20 protein-coding genes and 1 other annotated feature are annotated in these 18,770 nt (G+C 38.3%); of the genes, 4 read left to right on the top strand and 16 right to left on the bottom strand.

Annotated elements, in window-relative coordinates; genetic code table 11:
* Positions 1–20: 20 nt before the first annotated feature.
* Both H9655_RS03010 and H9655_RS03005 read right to left on the bottom strand, forming a co-directional pair.
* Entirely contained in the window at positions 21–272 is a 252-nt protein-coding gene (locus tag H9655_RS03010) for a YqkE family protein (protein ID WP_191810718.1), read from the bottom strand.
* Between the two features lie 74 nt (positions 273–346).
* Complete coding sequence (locus H9655_RS03005; RefSeq protein ID WP_191810716.1) at positions 347–1,537, bottom strand: acetyl-CoA C-acetyltransferase; 1,191 nt, start codon at positions 1,535–1,537, stop codon at positions 347–349.
* Positions 1,538–1,671: 134 nt separating this feature from the next.
* Here H9655_RS03005 and H9655_RS03000 point away from each other — a divergent pair, with 134 nt between their 5' ends.
* Positions 1,672–2,565, top strand: a complete 894-nt coding sequence (locus H9655_RS03000) for a hydroxymethylglutaryl-CoA lyase (RefSeq protein WP_191810714.1) — start codon at positions 1,672–1,674, stop codon at positions 2,563–2,565.
* A 96-nt stretch (positions 2,566–2,661) separates the two neighbouring features.
* Entirely contained in the window at positions 2,662–3,609 is a 948-nt protein-coding gene (locus tag H9655_RS02995; RefSeq protein ID WP_191810712.1) for an alpha/beta hydrolase, read from the top strand.
* 175 nt (positions 3,610–3,784) lie between these two features.
* Here the strand turns inward: H9655_RS02995 and H9655_RS02990 are convergent, their stop codons facing one another.
* From H9655_RS02990 to H9655_RS02960, 7 genes are all read right to left on the bottom strand, one after another.
* Entirely contained in the window at positions 3,785–4,144 is a 360-nt protein-coding gene (locus tag H9655_RS02990) for a GIY-YIG nuclease family protein (protein ID WP_191810710.1), read from the bottom strand.
* A gap of 13 nt (positions 4,145–4,157) precedes the next feature.
* Positions 4,158–4,901 carry a DUF2087 domain-containing protein gene (locus tag H9655_RS02985; protein WP_191810708.1) on the bottom strand — a complete coding sequence of 248 codons (744 nt, stop codon included), beginning with the start codon at positions 4,899–4,901 and terminating at the stop codon, positions 4,158–4,160.
* 86 nt (positions 4,902–4,987) lie between these two features.
* Complete coding sequence (locus H9655_RS02980) at positions 4,988–5,314, bottom strand: iron-sulfur cluster biosynthesis family protein (RefSeq protein ID WP_191810706.1); 327 nt, start codon at positions 5,312–5,314, stop codon at positions 4,988–4,990.
* Positions 5,315–5,438: 124 nt separating this feature from the next.
* Positions 5,439–5,774, bottom strand: a complete 336-nt coding sequence (locus H9655_RS02975; RefSeq protein ID WP_191810704.1) for a DUF1048 domain-containing protein — start codon at positions 5,772–5,774, stop codon at positions 5,439–5,441.
* On the bottom strand, positions 5,771–6,100 hold the full coding sequence (locus H9655_RS02970) for a PadR family transcriptional regulator (RefSeq protein ID WP_191810702.1): 330 nt from the start codon (positions 6,098–6,100) through the stop codon (positions 5,771–5,773). Before H9655_RS02970 ends, H9655_RS02975 begins: the two co-directional genes overlap by 4 nt.
* A gap of 213 nt (positions 6,101–6,313) precedes the next feature.
* The gene (locus H9655_RS02965) at positions 6,314–7,558 is read right to left on the bottom strand and encodes an L-lactate MFS transporter (RefSeq protein WP_191810700.1); all 1,245 of its coding nucleotides are present in this window, start codon (positions 7,556–7,558) and stop codon (positions 6,314–6,316) included.
* Between the two features lie 96 nt (positions 7,559–7,654).
* Positions 7,655–8,392 (bottom strand): SDR family NAD(P)-dependent oxidoreductase, encoded by a 738-nt coding sequence (locus H9655_RS02960; protein WP_191810698.1) that lies wholly within the window; start codon positions 8,390–8,392, stop codon positions 7,655–7,657.
* A gap of 152 nt (positions 8,393–8,544) precedes the next feature.
* On the opposite strand from H9655_RS02960, the gene H9655_RS02955 reads away from it, so the two are divergent.
* Complete coding sequence (locus H9655_RS02955) at positions 8,545–9,459, top strand: LysR family transcriptional regulator (RefSeq protein ID WP_191810696.1); 915 nt, start codon at positions 8,545–8,547, stop codon at positions 9,457–9,459.
* A 17-nt stretch (positions 9,460–9,476) separates the two neighbouring features.
* On the opposite strand, the gene H9655_RS02950 is transcribed toward H9655_RS02955, so the two are convergent.
* The 5 genes from H9655_RS02950 to H9655_RS02930 form a co-directional block, all read right to left on the bottom strand.
* Positions 9,477–9,806, bottom strand: a complete 330-nt coding sequence (locus tag H9655_RS02950) for a YolD-like family protein (protein ID WP_191810693.1) — start codon at positions 9,804–9,806, stop codon at positions 9,477–9,479.
* Positions 9,807–9,829: 23 nt separating this feature from the next.
* Complete coding sequence (locus H9655_RS02945) at positions 9,830–11,089, bottom strand: Y-family DNA polymerase (protein WP_191810692.1); 1,260 nt, start codon at positions 11,087–11,089, stop codon at positions 9,830–9,832.
* A 483-nt stretch (positions 11,090–11,572) separates the two neighbouring features.
* Positions 11,573–12,688: an NADH-dependent flavin oxidoreductase gene (locus H9655_RS02940; protein ID WP_191810690.1), complete on the bottom strand. Its 1,116-nt coding sequence runs from the start codon at positions 12,686–12,688 to the stop codon at positions 11,573–11,575.
* Between the two features lie 85 nt (positions 12,689–12,773).
* A complete protein-coding gene (locus H9655_RS02935; RefSeq protein ID WP_191810688.1) occupies positions 12,774–13,568 on the bottom strand; it encodes an SDR family NAD(P)-dependent oxidoreductase in 795 nt (264 codons plus the stop codon).
* A gap of 4 nt (positions 13,569–13,572) precedes the next feature.
* A complete protein-coding gene (locus tag H9655_RS02930; RefSeq protein WP_191810686.1) occupies positions 13,573–14,541 on the bottom strand; it encodes an MBL fold metallo-hydrolase in 969 nt (322 codons plus the stop codon).
* 505 nt (positions 14,542–15,046) lie between these two features.
* Here H9655_RS02930 and proC point away from each other — a divergent pair.
* Positions 15,047–15,874 (top strand): pyrroline-5-carboxylate reductase, encoded by an 828-nt coding sequence (proC, locus tag H9655_RS02925; protein WP_191810684.1) that lies wholly within the window; start codon positions 15,047–15,049, stop codon positions 15,872–15,874.
* A 94-nt stretch (positions 15,875–15,968) separates the two neighbouring features.
* Here proC and H9655_RS02920 read toward each other — a convergent pair whose 3' ends face one another.
* On the bottom strand, positions 15,969–17,321 hold the full coding sequence (locus H9655_RS02920; RefSeq protein ID WP_191811358.1) for a sodium-dependent transporter: 1,353 nt from the start codon (positions 17,319–17,321) through the stop codon (positions 15,969–15,971).
* A 71-nt stretch (positions 17,322–17,392) separates the two neighbouring features.
* Positions 17,393–17,619, bottom strand: a binding site (T-box leader).
* Between the two features lie 163 nt (positions 17,620–17,782).
* Positions 17,783–18,709: a ribonuclease Z gene (gene rnz / locus H9655_RS02915; protein ID WP_191810682.1), complete on the bottom strand. Its 927-nt coding sequence runs from the start codon at positions 18,707–18,709 to the stop codon at positions 17,783–17,785.
* Positions 18,710–18,770: the final 61 nt, after the last annotated feature.

Raw genomic sequence — 18,770 nt, 5'->3', positions numbered from 1 at the left:
GTCATCTTTCTCGTAATCTATCATTTAAATTCTTTCCAATTTAAGTTACTTTCACCTAAAAGCTCTTCAAAGCTTTTATTTTTCTCACGTAATTTACGCTCTTCGGCTTTTCTACGTGATTCTTCCTCAAGCTTGATTTCTTCCGCTTTTTTTAGCTCATTTTTCTTCCCTTGCAGTCCTTTGACAAGCTCAGGGTTTAGCATATCTCCTAAAGTAAGCGGCTTATCTTCATTTATTTTCTTTGATTGTGCTCGCTGTTTTTTCTGCTTCATGACTGGTGTCCTACCCCCTCATTCTTTCAAATAGAATGTATGGTTATTATAGCATAGAACCCTCTCACCTTAAATTATTCTGCAAGCTCTATCACAGTTGCTACACCTTGGCCGCCACCAATACACAATGTTGCTAATCCTTTCTTTGCTTGGCGTTTTTGCATTTCATGAATGAGAGTAACTAAAATTCGTGCGCCACTTGCACCGATTGGATGACCTAGTGCAATTGCCCCACCGTTTACATTTAAGATGTCTTTCTTAAAGTTCAATTCACGATCAACCGCTAAAGATTGAGCCGCAAACGCTTCATTTGCTTCAATTAACTCCAATTCTTCCATTGAAATATTTGCTTTCGTTAATGCTTTCTTGACCGCTTCTACTGGACCAATTCCCATAATACTTGGGTCTACTCCAGCATTCGCATTTCCTTTAATGGTAACAAGCGGCTTAATTCCTAACTCTTCCGCTTTTTGCTTACTCATTACAACCACTGCCGCAGCGCCATCATTGATACCAGATGCATTGCCTGCTGTCACACTTCCTTCTTTTCTAAATGCTGGGCGTAGTTTACCTAATTTTTCTGCTGTTGTCCCTTTCTTCGGATGTTCATCTTGATCAAAGATGATTGGCTCTCCTTTACGCTGCGGAATTTCTACCGGAACGATTTCATCTTTAAAGCGACCAGCTTCGATGGCTTGCGTTGCTTTCTCTTGACTCTCAGCCGCAAATAGATCTTGTTCCTCTCTAGAAATCTCATATTTATCGCATAAGTTTTCAGCCGTTACACCCATATGATACTGATTAAATGCACATGTTAAACCGTCATCAATAAGGGAGTCATATAAAGTAGTATTACCCATTTTAAAGCCATCACGTGCACCTTTTAGAATATAAGGTGCTTGGCTCATATTCTCCATACCACCAGCAACAATAATGTCTGCGTCTCCAGCAACAATTGCTTGCGTTGCTAAATGAACCGCTTTCAATCCGGAGCCACACACTTTATTAATAGTCATCGAAGAAACGCTCTCGGGTACACCTGCTTTTATAGCTGCTTGTCTTGCTGGGTTTTGGCCTAATCCTGCTTGCAGCACATTCCCCATAATGATTTCGTCAACCGCTGATGCTTCTACCCCTGCTTTTTTTAATGCTTCCTTAATAACCACTGCTCCTAGATCTATCGCTGATACTCCTTTTAAACTCCCATTAAATGTTCCTAGCGCTGTTCTTGTAGCGCTTACAATCACAACTTCTGCTCGTTCCATACTGTTCTTTCCCCTCCATGGTTTCATTGTTATGAATCTACCTTTCTATTATGCCATACTTTAGTTAATTCTTGCATTTCTGAATATTAAACCACTACAATAAAGTAAACGCTTTCTATAAAAGGAGGAATATCATGTTCACATTGCCGAAGGAAGTAACGATTATTGAAGTGGGCCCGAGAGATGGACTACAAAATGAAAAAAACTTTGTGCCAACAGATATCAAGAAACAATTTATTCAAAAATTAAAAAGTGCTGGTGTAAAAGAAATGGAACTTACCTCATTTGTTTCGCCAAAATGGGTACCGCAAATGAGTGATGCAGCTGAAATTGTTGCCGATACACTTACATCACATACGCGAGATATTGTCCTTGCTCCCAATCGAAAAGGGATTGATCGTGTTTATGCCACTGATTGCCAGGCCGTTGCTACTTTTGTAGGAGTTAGCCAAACGTTCAACAAAAAGAATATTAATAAAACGACCGATGAAAGTGTCGCTGAAATTGTGCCAATAATCAAAGAATTAAAAACAAAAGGATATTTTGTACGCGCTTGTATTTCCACAGCATTTTATTGTCCTTACGAGGGAAAAGTAGATGTAAATGATACAGTAAAATTATGCCAAGCCTTTGTCAATGCAGGAGCAGATGAGTTAAGTGTGGCGGATACCATTGGAATGGCCGCTCCGCATGAATCATTTGATGTATTTAAAAAATTAAAAGATGCTTTTCCTACAACACTCATAACCGCTCATTTCCATGATACACGAAAATTAGCTCTTCCTAACATTCTTGCCGCCCTTCAAGCTGGTGTCGACCGCTTTGATACGTCTGCTGGCGGACTCGGTGGCTGCCCTTTCGCTCCCGGTGCTGCTGGAAATGCGGCTACGGAGGATGTTGTATATATGCTAGAGAGAATGGGGATCTCAACCAATATAGACTTGCAAAAGCTAGTTGAGGCGATTCATCTCGTCAAGCCACATATGACAAGGACAATTGAAAGTAGTTATTTTCAACTAAATGCCTAAACTATGCGTCCATCTTATGACACGAACCGGTGTTTTAAGATGGATATTTCTTTTGTCCAAATGGTAAAATAAAGGAAAACACCATGGAGGGAGAAAATGAAAAGAATCCTTCGCTATAGTTTATTACTGCTAACTGTTATTCTCTCTATTGGCACCTATTTCACAAATAAATTAATGTACATTCGTAAAAAAGATAACGCGGTTATTGTTGAAAGAGAAAGCACTGCTGGCAGATTAGATATCTCAGCCTATGATCAATTAGAAAAAGAAGAACATTTTATCCATTCTCCTTTAGGTTATTCTCTTAAAGTTGTCGTTGTCGCACCTTACCCTAGCAATAGATACGTCATCATTTCTCATGGGGTGACAGAGAATAAAACGAACTCTATAAAATATATGAACTTGTTTTTATCTCGCGGTTTCAATGTTGTTATTTATGATCACCGAAGACATGGTGAATCTGGTGGGAAGACAACGAGCTATGGCTATTATGAGAAATATGATCTTAAAGCAGTGGTAGATTGGCTCAAAAGACAGAATGGTCCCGATGTACTCTTAGGTATTCATGGTGAATCAATGGGGGCAGCGACAATGCTCTTATATGCTGGGAGCCTTGCTGATGGTGCTGATTTTTATATTGCTGATTGTCCTTTTTCTGATTTATCTGGTCAACTTACTCATCATTTACGTACGACCTTTAAATTACCACCTAAAGTGATCTTGCCAATTAGTAACGTGTTTCTTAGATTGCGTGATAAATATTCCATTCATGATGTGTCACCACTCGCGGTCGTATCTTATATTAGTAAGCCTGTTCTCTTTATCCATAGTAAAGATGATACATTCATTCCACCTGTTATGACGGAAATGCTTTATGAACAAAAAAATGGACCGAAAAAACTTTTCATTGCTAAAAATGGCGCACACGCTCAATCATATAATGAAAACAAAGAAGCCTATGAAGCAGCCATCGACTCTTTCTTTACGGAAAATGGGATCCCCTTTCAAGTGGAAGATTCACCTGCCCATAAATTTGAGCGATAGTCTGCCATAAGCTGATTTTTAACCACAAATTTCCACTCTCTATGTTTGACTAGACTGCAGCTTTTATTTTTACTTGTATGCCCATTTCTCTTGATAACGGACAAAGCTCTATATGGTTGCCCTCACACGAACCGCATAGAAAATCACATTTGCTTAGCATAGCTTTTCTAACCTATTATTCCTCGGGTTTATGGTGATAGCCTTTGTCATCATAAGCCTCTTCTTTAAGAATCCATTCTTTTCTCTTTTTTTGCAGTTCGAACTTCATATCATTGATCTCACTTTTATCTTTCTTCCAGAGTACTTCATAACTAAACGCTTCTTCACCGTATCTTTGCCAATCTTCTTGTAATTCTTTGTTCATATGACGAGCATCATTTAAGCTCATTTTAGAAGTAAGCCAGCGATTTTTTACATTTGGTACAGCATCGATAAATTTTTTCCCATTGCTTTCGTTTTTTATTCTGATCACACCATAATAGGTTTTCATTTCTTTATATTGTTGTTTTAATTCTTTCTTACGATCGGGTTTCAATAGTATCCCCTCCTTAATCATTTACCCAATAGGCTTTGCCATCTGGTGTTCGGTTCATATATCCATAATCGATTAAATAGCGTCTTACAGTGACATGATCATTGTATATGCCTACTAATATTTCTTTGATTTCTTCTTCGGTGTATGTGCGCCCAGTAACAAATTCCTTGATGATGCGACTTAAGATTGCAATTTTCTTTTTCTCTTTTTTCGGTAATCGTTTTAGCTTGAGTGGATGGAGGCTCTCGAAATTTTCTTTTATGATTTGCTCTCGTTCTTCTATTGTCATAAAGTAGCGTTCATCGACCATTGTTGCACCGTTATGAATAGGGATGATTTCTTCCTGAAGATGACCTAGAAATGCATTTTCATATTGTGCTAAATATAGTTTTGCTTGCTTTGCCTTTTCACGAAATGAAAACTTTTGATGGCGAATCGTTGAGTGAGATACATTCATCTCTTCTGCAATTTGGGCATCTTTTTTACCCGATTGAAAAGCGGTTAACAACTGCTTTTGTTTATCTGTAAGCGTATTATATTTACTTTCATCTGAAAGCAGCTGCCGGAAATTCCCTCCATGCTCTTCTGTTATATGCCACTCTACAGCTTGTTTTCCTAAAAACATTTCTTCAGCAAATTGATACACCCGCCCCGCTTCAAAAGACTGTTGGCAATAATTACATACGAAAACTGCCTCTTGCGATAGATATTGATATCCTTGCTTTAGTTCAGTGACAGTTAATGATTGAATATCCATATTACCCTCCTTATATATAAACATATTTTAAATTTGTTTACTAAATTAGTCAACAAAAAAAGAGAAGATTGCTGTTCTTCTCTTTCTCATTTCGTATAATCCATAAAAGCCATACGCGGATTCAAGTATTCATGATTATTTTTTAATTGAAAGCATCTCGCCTGCTCACGGTAATCAATCGTTACCTCTTCTGATAAAAAGACCTCTTTAGACGGCTCAATATAAATAGACATAAAATCTGTTTGTACTTCGCGGTCATCTGGCTCTAGTTCTTTCACAAGCCACAAAGCACTTACACCGCTTACAACACAACCACATCCTTCAGTATCGTATTTCAATTTTAAATAGCCATCTTTATTCTTTAACTTTTCTGTTAGTTTAATTGCTGCTCTTGGTGTAATTGTTATCTTCAACTTTAACGCCCTTTCTTTCTATGTTAACCATGATTATAACAAGATAAATGATTGACTAAAAGCTGCAGTTCATTATATACCACCCAACATCCTACCCCCAAAGCCATTCATCTACTTGGTCATATTATTTATTTAATCTTTCTATATCCAATCGAAGCTTTTCTTGGCTTTTAATAAACCAAAGTTCCTCTGGATATTGCGCCATAATGGCATTTGCAAATTCAACAGGATCATTCCCCATAATATCCTGTAATGGAAGTTGTTCAATCGAACTTTCTTTAAATAATTGAAGCGAATTTTCTAACACTTCCATAAAATTTTCTCCTTTGGCAAAATTCCACATATACTGTTCTAACGCATGAAGGGCGTCCTTGTAATTTTGTGGCAACTGCTCTTTTTCAGCTTTATAATCGTTATATCGCTTTTTACTACCAATTAATTTTTCAAATAGGTTTTTCATTTGCTATCATTCTCCTTTAATTCATTTAACTTTCTAGCGAGAAAAAACCATTTCTCCCAAAACTTATCGAGCTCACACTTTCCGAAGTCATTTAACCTATAAAATTTCCTTGGTGGACCGAGCTCCGATTTTCTTTTTTCAACATGTAGCAACCCCTTTTTTTCAAGTCTAAGCAATACCGTGTAAACAGTGCCTTCTGCAATATCTTCAAATCCTATGTTTTGTAAATATTGGGTAATCTCATAGCCATAGGTCTCCCCCTGCCCTATTTTTTGTAGCACAATCCCTTCTAGTACACCTTTCAATAATTCAGTTAGCCCTTTCACTCGCTAAACCCCTCTTTCATTCTTAACTATATAGTAATACTAAGTAGTGTATCTAAACGTATTCAGATTTAGCTCTATTGGTTTCAATCTATTTAGTATCACTAAGTACCACTATATAATATTACTAAGTAGATTAATTGTCAATGTTTATTCCACAAATAAAAACCACCTGAACTTTTTTTAAAACGTTCAGGTGGTTACCACTTACCCTTTCTAAAGGATTTCTTGTTGGTTCTTTTTATTTAAAAATAATACTAAACCGACGAGCCCAATACCGATAGCGGTTAAGATTGCTGCAGCTACATATGCGGTTGTGAAACTTCCAGTCGTTTCCTTAAAGTAGGAAGCGATTCTTGGACCTACGAAAGCTCCCCCAGAATAACCAAGGAAAACGATGGCATAGTTCATTCCGAAATTCTTTGGACCAAATGACTGACTAGTTAAAGGCGGAAACACAACAAGTAAACCACCAAACGCAAAACCGAGAATAATGATACAAATGGTGAAGTACACAAGTGATGTCGCCATCGTTAATAGTAATAATGCTGCAATCGTCATCACTAAATTAATTATTAGAGCAGTATATGAACCGAATTTATCATAAATGACTCCAAACGCTAAACGTCCAACAAAGTTCGATAATGTGCTAATACTGACAATGACTGCACCAACTGTCGCTGTTAATCCAACTTGGTCTTGAGCAATTACAGAAGCAGAAGATACCATCATTGTTCCTGCCGTACTCGCTGCCACTAAAGTTAAAAATAAAAGATAAAACAGTGGAGTAGCAAGCATTTGCTTCCAATTTAGATTGAGGATTGTCGCCTTTTTCGTTTGACTTTGTTCTTCTTCCAATGGTGATGTCCACCCTTTAGGACGGAAGTTAGCTGGTGCAGTGTACATTAACCACCCCACAGCCCAAACACCGATAAAAAAGACGATCCCCAGTATACGGAATGATACGAGCACACCAAAATGTTCAATGATAATCGCTGCAATCGGAGACAATATAAATGGACCAATCGCTGCACTTGATAATAGTAACCCTGAAATCTTTCCGCCCTTATCAGGGAACCAGCGCATAGCTGTGACTAATGCCGAATTATACATCATCCCTGCTCCACTACCAGCAATTAGGCTGAAGGCTACATATAGCATAGGAATGGTTGTCACTGAAGCAGTTAAAAACCAGCCTAATCCAAAGAGTAATCCTCCAATATACATCAGCCACTTGACCCCATAACGGTCAGTAATCATGCCGGCAAATATGGCAACAATGGCAAATATTAAAGTGTACAATGAGTAAGCTAAGTTATAGTCCGCACTTGACCAACCATGTAAATTTGTCATCGGTTCCGAAAAAACGCTAAAAATCGCAATCGAGGCGACGAGAAAAATTATAATCCATGCACTAGTGAAAATAAACCAGCGATTTGGTGCTTTCTTTGATGTTGACATGTTTATCCCCCTTTTTCAAACAATCGCTTCATTTTTACCTTTAAAGACAGATAGCCATTAAGCTTTTACTGCTTAATGACTATCTTTTTAAATCTTTTATACGATTGTGTAGCCGCCATCAATTGGTACAACTGCACCGTTCATAAATTTCGATTCATCTGATGCTAAAAATACGGCTAGATCAGCTACTTCATAGTCATTACCGAAACGGTCTAACGGTATTTTATTTGTTGGACGTGTTTTTAACATGTCTGCTGTTAATGGTGTACGGATTGTTCCTGGTGCAATCGCATTAATTTTGATCCCCTTTGATCCATAGACCGCAGCAATATGTTTCGTATAACCGACTACCGCATGTTTTGATGCCGTGTAAGCGGCTCCACCCATTTGCGCAACAAGACCTGCAATGGAAGCAATATTGACAATTGTTCCTTCACCGCGCTCTATCATATTTGGTAATACAAGGTTTGTAGTCTTATAAATGGCTTTCATGTTAATATCAAAAATTAAATCCCATTGTTGCTCTGTTGTTTCTAAACTGTTCGTGTATTTATCAAAAATACCAGCATTATTGATGACAATATCAATCTGACCGTAGTTATCCATAGCTGCTTTTACCATATTTTCTAAATCAGCTTGTTCTGTTACATTGACTTTTACCGCTAAAGCTTCCCCATTGTTTTCCTTTATTTCGGCTACTACTGCTTCAGCACCTTCCATATTTAAGTCGGCAACAATTACTTTCGCCCCTTCACTAGCAAAACGTAGGGCTTCAGCTTTACCCATACCAGATGCTGCCCCTGTAATAATAGCTACTTTATTTTGTAATCTCATCACTGTCTCCCCTTTGAAAGTAAATTAAATTAGGATAAGTAAGTGCGTATCCCTTTGTCCTACGTTTACTATTGTAAATTAGGCTTTTAATAACGTATAATACATATTTATCTATGTTTTATAACTTTGAAGTTATGAAAGAGGTGTATAGTTTGGAGCTTTTACAGTTACGCTATTTCCAAAAAGTAGCTCATTTAGAAAGCATCACGAAAGCAGCGAATGAATTACATGTATCTCAACCCGCATTGAGTAAAATGATTGCAAGGCTTGAACATGATTTGGGAGCATCTCTTTTCGATCGCCAAGGACGAACCATTCGCTTAAATGATTTTGGTCGCTCATACTTAAATAGAATCAATCGTGTATTTTTTGAATTGGAGGAAGGTGAACGTGAAATAGAAGAAATGGTAACGACACAACAACGTATCACTTCTGTTTCCATTGCCTTGCCACATATCTTACCCTTCTTTATTGGAGAGTTCATGAAAGAGCATCCAAATGTTCATATTAAACAGTACACTGGCTCAGCCGCAGCTATGAAAAAGCAATTAGAGGATGGAGAGATTGATTTTTGTATTTCTATGAGGCCCATCGAAGGAAGAGAAATTGAGTGGATGACCTTACTTGATGAGGAAATCTTTTTATCTGTTCCACCTGATCACAAGCTCGCCCACCGATCTTCTGTTCATTTAAATGAAGTATGTAACGAGGTATTTATTAATCGTCCGATGGGTTATGATTTTAGAGATTTAACGAACCAGTTTTGCTCTGAAGCAGGCTTCATTCCCCATACTCCGATTGAATTAGAAGAAGCAGGGGCTATTTTACGATTGATTGAGCTCGGTTTAGGGATTTCTTTTACCCCACAGTTATCATTATTACAAGAGAATTTACCGAAAACCGTGCAAATCCCGATTACTGCTCCCCGTTGTCGACGTCATATTGGACTCGCCTGGCATAAAGGACGTTATTTCTCTCAGGCTGCGACTGATCTCCATCAATTTTCGGTGCGGTTTTTTAAACATATCGCTCTTACTTATTTTGACGATCAGAGTGTTGGCGATTGATATGGAGGAGAGTTAACTTAACTTTCTTCTATATGAATGATTTCTGGTAGGAAAATGATCTCAATACTGTCATCTTCCTTTACTACTCGAAGCGATTGTTTGAATGTATCTACATAATGAATGCGCCCGGAAATGGCTACTTGTTCTCCTCGACGGAACAAGGTAAATGTTAACAAAGTATGAAACGCCATGGCCTCGCTAATCATCTCATCGAACTGTTCATATTGTTGTTCATCTAACTGAGGCTTAGTTTGTTTATGGTGGCTTTCATCATACTCTCTTAAAAGCTTGACATGTTCCGGTAGCATCATTGATACCCATTTCTTATTCCCACGATCACGAAGCATCATTTATTCCTTCTTTCTCATTACTATTTTTTATGGCCACCGACAAGTGTGGCTCTATGTCTCGCTGTACCTGCGTCGGTATAAGAAACCGCTCGCAATAAGGAAGCAGATCCGAAGCGGGCACGAATGCGATCGACGGTATAGCCGAGCTTGCGCTTGTTAAAGCCATTTTGATCAAATAAACTAAGCTGATACTCGTGATCATCAGTTATTTGACCAAGAGAAATAGTAATCTTACGAACCGTTTTACCGTTATAATGTTCATCTAATAAAGCTAAACAAATATGATAAATAGTCATGGTTACATTTGTTGGCTCCTCCATTGTCCGAGAACGATAAAATCCACCACCAAACTCATCCTTGCTATAGCCAAGCCCAAAATGAACGGTTCTCCCTGCCTTACGATGTGTGCGTGCCCTTCTTGCAACCTCCTCACACATTTCTAAAACAACATGCTTGATTTCTTCTTTATCGGTATAATCTCGAAGCAAGATTTGACTTTTCCCAAAGCTAATTTGACCTTGTAAAATCGGAGCACCGATTTCTGACAAATCTATTCCCCATGCGTGATAATAAAGCTGATTGCCCATAATACCAAACTTTTTTTCTAGTGTAGTTAGATTAAAATGGGCAAGCTGGCCAACCGTAAAAATCCCCATGCTGTTCAAATTTTTTTCCATTCTGTTGCCTATACCCCACATTTGACTTAATGGGGAAATCGGCCAAAGTTTTTCCTCTACCTGCTCATAAGTCCACTCAGCAATGCCGGCCTTCTTTGCTTCTAAATCAAGACAAAGCTTTGCCATTAACATATTGGGACCAATCCCGACAGATGAAGGTAGCTGAAATTCCCTTTCGATATCATCTTTTATCTTTTGGGCAATCGTATAGGCGTCGCCCCATATATGTTCTGTTCCGTCAATACAAATAAAACTTTCATCCACACTATAAGTATGAACGGCTTCTTTCGGTACATAGCGATGAAATACACGAGTAATTTCCATGGAGACACGTAAATACGTAGCCATCTTTGGTTCTTCAATAATAATGCGCGGGTCATTGGGGACTTCAAATAGCCGCGACCCTGTTTTTATGCCAAATTCTTTCTTCATTCTCGGTGAAGCAGCAAGAATGACACTGCCTTTACGATCATGATTTCCCGCTACTACAAGATAACATTCCATTGGATCTAATCCGCGCATAACAGCTGAACAACTGGCATAGAAGCTCTTCATATCTATACATAAAATTTGTTGTTTTGGCATGACACTATAATCAACCATCAGATTGCCTCTTCTCACCATAAAATAAGAACTTATGTTCTGTTTATTTATACCCATAATATTAACCGAATATACGTTCTCTTTCAATGGAAATTTTACGACGAATTTCTTATATTCGACTAACTAGACAAAACCTGGGATTGAATAAGAATAGCTCTATCATTAGCTGAGATGGACTAAAAGTGAAACAAACTCTTGTAAAGTAGAAGGCTGCTCCCTTTCATTATCCCATGCATAAATATTCGACATATTATGATATTTTACCTAAATCAATAATCAAAAAAGTTCCCAGTTTTCCCCTCTGTTATTTGACGTGCCTATTATTTAACGGAAATGTTTAATGGATAGTCGAAAAAACCTCTTTTGCCGCTATCTTTGGCAATTTCACTATTCTTGCACGAGCAAATCGCTTTTATAACCAAAATAAGACATAAAAAAACATGAACAAAGAAATTGCTCATGTTTCATGTTTTCTAATGATTCCTAGCGATTAAATGGGACCCAACCTTCTCTAGAGAGGATAGCTTCCCATAATCCGTTCGGAATGTCATATTTATCTCTTTCTTTTAAATTCAGGGCATATTCTATTTCCTCAAGACGATCTTCTTGAATATATGCAGCCCATCTTGGTGAAATTAACAATTCTCTACCTAAAGCAATAAGTGGGATATTTCGTTCTCTAACGGCTAATGCTTCATCAGGTGAATTCACTTGTCCAACGGCCATTAAAGGAACGCGACCATTAATCACTTCATTCACCAGTTCAATTCTTGTGCGCTCTGTATCCGCCCCGCGGTGAGGAGTAGATAGTGCATGCATAAGAGAGATGTGCAAATAATCGAAAGGAAGATTTGATAAGGCATCCACTAGTTGAAAAGTTTCCGTCATTGTTAAACCAGGTGTCGATGGCTCTTCAGGTGAAAAGCGATAACCAAAAATAAATGGTCTCTTCGCATGCTTATCAATCGCCCTTTGGCAAGCTTCCGCAACAGCCAATGGAAACTTCATCCGATTTTCTACAGATCCACCCCATTCATCATCACGTTTATTCGTATACGGGGAATAAAACTGCTGTATTAAATACCCGTTTGCACCATGAATTTCTACTCCATCAAAACCTGCTTCAATCGCTCTTCTTGTAGCTTCTCCAAAGGCTTCGATGATTTCTTCAATTTCCCCTGCCGATAGGGCACGAGCCTTTTGATTGTCATGATCTATATCTGAAGCAGATACGACATCACCATCTGGAACAAGTTCAGTAGGACATGAAATGCCGCCGTGATGAATTTGTATCACCGCTTTTGCCCCTTGTTGTTGAATCGTCTCCGCTAGTCTTTTTAAACCCGGAATAAACTGGTCATCGTAAATACCTGGTTGACCAGGAAAAGCTTTACCATTTGGCGTCACATTGGCGCAAGCAGTAATAACTGTACCTAAATCCTTTGCACGTGCCTGGATAAAGACTAATTCTTCTTCCGAAATGGAGCCATCTTCATTAGAAGAATAATGTGTCATCGGTGCTAGTGCAAGTCGGTTTTTAACTGTTACGCCGTTAGGAAATGTATAGGATTCAAATAACGGTTCATATTTTGCTTTCATATCTATCACCTTTTTTCTATAAATATCTTCACGATTTCACCATATAGATAAAAATAGCCCAATGCAAATCATTCAACTTGAAACATTATTTTTTATTAAACGCACCACGTCCAGCCCATTCGAATAATCGGGGAGCAATGGCAAAAACTTTACTTCCTAAATTCATCCACCTAGGGAGATTTACCTCTCTCGTTGGCGTTAACATCACATCCACAACTTTTCGCGCAACATACTCCGGCTTTAACATATACCGCTGAACATTTTTCACATATGTGCCTTCTTTATCGGCTATATCAAAAAAATTCGTCTCAATCGGGCCTGGATTCACTGTTGTAATATACACACCTTGAGGAGCAACTTCCATCCGTAAGCTATTAGAATAGCCTAACACCGCATGTTTCGTTGCCGAATAGGTACTTGATTTCGGCGTAGCAATTTTCCCAGCTTGTGAAGCAATATTAATAATATGACCGCCTTTGGTCGCTAACATTGACGGCAAAACTTGCTGTGTACAAGCAATCAAACCTAGCACATTCACATCGAACATGCTTTTTACTTCTTTCATATTTGCATCATGCGCATAAGTGAAAATGCCGTATCCCGCATTATTCACAAGTACATCGATTACTTTAAATCGTTCGAGAATGAATGGAAAAACTTCCTCTACCTTTACAAGATCAGAGACATCTAAAGAAAAAATATGAATATCAACAGAAAAGCGTTGCTCAAGCTCTTCTTTCATTGCAGCTAATTTTTCTGTCCTTCTAGCCACTAAAGCAAGATTGGCTCCTCTTTCCGCACAAAGCCTTGCCATCTTTTCGCCTATCCCACCTGATGCACCTGTAATAATAATGTTCTTCCCTTGTAAATCCTTTACCATTTTATCACCTCATTTGGCTACTATAGAAAGACACGCCATTCTTCTTATACTCACTTACTTCCCCAATTGCAAGCAAATAGTCGAGCTGACCGATTGTTTCAGATACCGTAAGAGGTAATTGCATTTTGTAAGCTTTCGGAAATAGGCGTTTGCATATATCAAAAACCGTCATTGATTCTTCCATGAGCCATTTCTTAACCTTCATCGCACGTTCATGCTGTGCTTTTTTTCGTTGAGGAATGATTTCATTTACATTTGTGAAGACTTCTCCATGACCTGGCAATACAAGCGCAAGCGGATAGCGGCTTAATTTATCAAGAGATTCATTATATTGTAATAATGATTTTGGGCGCTCAGATTGGCCTGGTAAAGGGGGCTCCATTAACGGATTCGGAGAAATATGAGCCAACAGATGGTCGCCACCAATATAAACCCCATCACTTTCTCGCAATAAACCAATATGACTTTGTGCATGACCCGGAGTTTCAATGACACGCCATCCTTTTAACCCTGGAGGTTCGTCTCCTTCACAAATTTCTTGAGCTAATGAGCGATCACAAAAATAGGCAAGCTCACCATGCAGTCTTGTCATTACTTTATCGTAATACTGAATCAAGCCAAACTCGGTGAGAACCTGTTGGTAAAAATCATTATTTTGCTGTAGGAATTCCTCTGTCCGATTGAGCCATCGCTCATTTAAAGGATGACCAATAATTTGCATATCCGCCGGAAAATAATCAAGCAGACCAACATGATCTGGATGATGATGAGTAAGAATCACTTGCTCAATATCTGACAGTGTTAAGCCTAATTCATTCAGTTCTGACTGCAACGCTTCCCAAGCTTCCTCTGTTTTAGGTCCAGCATCTATAAGGGTTAGCTTCTCTCCTTTGATGACATAAAGGTTAACATCACCTACAGGAAAAGGAGTAGGAATCACGAGTCGACCAATATCATTAATCCATTGTGCCATTTTCATACCCTCCAACAATCATTATATTTAAATAAAATATGTGTAGAACAATCAAATCTTTAAACATATATATATTTAATCTTAGCTTTATTTCACAACAATGTCATTATTTTCACATAACTTTTAACAAATTATCTCTAAAAACTTATGAGAATGTTATTGACAATTTCCCTTGTTATCCCTCATAATCACAATAAATTAATGATTTAACGCGATGAATAAGAATAGTAGATGCACATAAGGCGAAAAGAGAGTGAAGCTCAATTAGGCTGAAAAGCTTCACCGTCCACTAGTCCATCGAACCTACCTTATGAGTGTTAGCAAAACTAACCGTAGCCGGCGTTAACGGATTCGAGATTGTCTGTTCAACTCAGCGAACATGACAAATGAAGGTGGTACCACGGAAGCATGTCCTTTCGTCCTTTACAGGATGAAGGGGCTTTTTTTATTGACCTTGACGGAGTTTGCAAGTAGAACCTTATCAACATTATCAAGGAGGAAAAAAATGAAAATCGCATTTATTGGCGCAGGTTCGATGGCTGAAGCTCTAATATCTGGCATCATTACGCAAAAGTTGGTAAGCGGAAATAATATATGGGTAACAAATAAATGCAATCAAGAGAAACTCTATGAACTACAACACTCTTATGGTGTCAACATATCTTATGACATAAAAGACATCCTCTCACATGTAAATATCGTCTGCTTAGCTATGAAGCCAAAAGATGTCGGAGAAGCGATTCAAAGCATTCAAGCTTATTTACGACAAGATATGTTAATCGTCTCCGTCTTAGCAGGGGTATCTATTACTTCTATTGAAGAAATGGTAGGAACGAACCTAGCTATTGTTCGTGCCATGCCTAATACTTCAGCAACAATTGGTAAATCTGCCAGTGCATTAGCCATGAATAGTAATGTAAACAATTTACAATCACAAGCGGTTAAAGGGATGTTTGAAACAGTTGGTTTAGCGACCATCGTAAAAGAAGAAGACTTAGATGCTGTTACAGGATTATCTGGAAGTGGTCCAGCCTATATTTATTATCTAGTTGAAGCGATGGAAAAAAGCGCAGTGGAAATGGGACTCGAAAAAGAGGTAGCGAAAAAGTTTATTATACAAACTTTAATGGGTGCTGCAGAAATGCTTGAAAGATCGCCAAAAGAATCTGCACAATTACGAAAAGAGGTCACTAGCCCTGGAGGAACAACAGAGGCAGGATTAAAGGTACTTGAAGCACACGCGGTACAAGAAGCCTTTGTAGAATGCATTAAAGCAGCGACGGAACAGTCTAGGAAACTTGGTGAGATTTTTGCTAATAATATGAAAGTTTAAATGTAAACTCATTCATGTAAAACTATGTATAGAGACTAAGAACATATGAGTGATAGTAAATCATTCCAAAAACATGTCCTAGTCTCTAATCATTTTACTTAAACAGATTAAACAAACCTGAAGAATCTAAAAAGACGATCACAATCACAATCGGAACCACATATCTCATCAAAAAGAACCAAACGTTAAATAGACCCGTAAGCGATGTCGAATTCATCACAATCTCGCTTTTTAATAAATCTTTTTTCATTCGATAGGAGACGAATATAGCAATGAGCAGCGCACCGAGAGGTAGAAGAATATTGCTCACTAAAAAGTCGACACTATCAAAAATAGATTTCCCAAATATCGTTATATCGGATAAAACACTATAAGACAGATTAGAAGGAATACCAACAATAAATATCGCTAATCCGAATAACCAAGCCACTTTTGTCCTATTTTTTGTCGCACCTTTCGTGACAGAAGCAACGGCAATTTCCAACATTGAAAAAGCAGAAGTTAATGTAGCAAATAAGAACAAGGCCAAGAATAATAATAAAAATATTTTCCCGAAAATAATTTGATCAAATACAGCTGGTAGTACGATAAATAATAGTCCAGGGCCAGCAGTTGGCTCATAACCTAATGAAAAGACGGCAGGAAAAATCGCCAGGCCGGCTAGAATGGAAATAAACAAATTCATTGCCACAACAGAAAGTGCTGGTTGTACCAAACTTTCTTTCTTTGATAAGTACGAACTATATGTCACCATCACGGAAATCCCCACACTCAAAGAGAAGAACGATTGACCCATGGCATATAGTAAGCTTTCAGAATTCAATAAAGAGAAATCCGGTTTCAAGAAAAATTCAATTCCTGCTGACGCACCATCTAATGTAACCGAACGAATAATAATGATCACAAACAATATAAATAGTGCAGGCATCATGATTTTATTTACTTTTTCAATTCCCTGCTGTACACCCTTGGCAACAACGGCAACGGTTATAATTAAAAACAGAGCCTGCGCACCTAAAGAAAGATAAGGGTTAGATACCGTCTCATTGAACAAGTTCTCATATCCAGACATCCCTACACTTGTATCACTAGCGACACCATAATATAAATATTGAATTACCCAACCACCGATAACACTATAAAAAGAAAGCAGTAGGAATGAGGTGAATACACCTAAGTAGCCGACCCAATGCCATTTTGATTGAGGGGCAATCGTTCGATACGCAGAAATTGCTTCTTTTCCCGTGCTACGCCCGATGACAAACTCAGCAAGTAATAACGGCAAACCAATAAATAATGAGAACAGAATAAATAACAAAATAAAAGCGCCGCCACCACTTTCACCTGCTGTATAGGGGAGTTTCCATATCGCTCCTAAGCCAATCGCTGAACCTGCCGAAGCAAGAATAAACCCGAGCTTAGAAGACCATTGTTCGTTTTGCATGATTTTTCCTCCTTTAAGTCTTTTATCTATATTCTCTTCTAACGATACTTAAAACAAAAAAGCCGCAAAGCTCATAAAGGGACGTGTGACTCACGCGGTACCACCCTTTTTGAAAGCTTGCGACTTTCCACTCGAATTCATAACGGTATTGATGACCGTCCTTACTGTCTTCGGCCGAACATGACAGTAAAGAAAAAGCTCCAAGAATGAAATTCATCTTATTTATAGTTCAGCTCACACCAACCGCTGACTCTCTTTACTAGGGAAATAAGGTTTACTAGTTTCTCTTCATTGCTTTATAAATATAATTTTAAAAGTATAAATGTGATTATAGTACGATTCCTTGCTATAAGTCAATAACCATTTTTTAAAATTTTAAGATAACAATGAAACAGCCATTTCTTCCTACTATGTTTTAATAGGTTCCACTGTCGCGTTTGCTTAAAAACGATAAGCAACGCCATTTACTGCTGCCGACGGATATCTATTTCTTTAAAATCTTCAGCCATTACCGTTGCAGAGAAATCTGCCCTTGCCTGCTCTTCTAGTTGTGCCCACTCACTACGTTCATAGCGTGAACTGATATGTGTGAGACATAATTGTTCTACGCCTGCTTGCTGGGCTACAGCAGCTGCTTGCGCAATCGTTGAATGGTAATAATCATGTGCGAGCTGTTCCTCACCATTCGCAAAGGTTGCCTCATGAACAAGTAAATTTGCATTGCGTGCTAATTCAATTGCCGCCGAACAAAAACGCGTGTCACCTAAAATTGTCACGATTCTCCCCGTTTGTGGTGGTCCAAGATAATCTTTAGGATTAATTGTGCGACCATCCTCAAGAATAACTGTCTCACCCTCTTTAATTCTTTTAAAGATAGGACCTGGCTTTACACCATCTTCAATCAATTGATCAGCCATTAAAGTGCCCGGCAGATCTTTCTCTACGACACGATAACCGAAAGATGGGATACCATGGTCCAGTTTCTTTGCTGTCACAATGAATTGATCATCACTACAAACAATCCCCTCGTCTATTTCAATAATCTCAAGAGGGTATTGCAAGTAAGTTTGACTAACCGAAAGAGACACTTCGATATATGCTTTTATTCCCTTGGGACCATATACTGTTAGCTTTTCCTTGCCGCCTTGATGCGAACGACTAGCTAAAAATCCTGGCAAACCATATATATGATCGCCATGAAGATGAGTAATAAAAACCTTTTCTATTCTTCTTGGCTTAATTGTTGTATGTAAAATTTGATGTTGTGTGGCTTCACCACAATCGAACAACCATATTGCTCTTCTTTCATCTAAAAGCTTTAAAGCGATACTCGTAACATTTCTCGCTTTCGCAGGGACACCCGCACCCGTTCCTAAGAAAAAAACTTTCACTGCCTTTTCTTCCTTTCTCCTTATTCATTATTATCATCATACAGAAAAACAACTTAAAGCT

Source organism: Cytobacillus stercorigallinarum, assembly GCF_014836495.1.
GTDB classification, from domain to species: Bacteria; Bacillota; Bacilli; order Bacillales; family Cytobacillaceae; genus Cytobacillus; species Cytobacillus stercorigallinarum.
Note: the sequence above shows the minus strand (reverse complement) of the source record. Positions and strands in the feature narration are given on the sequence as shown.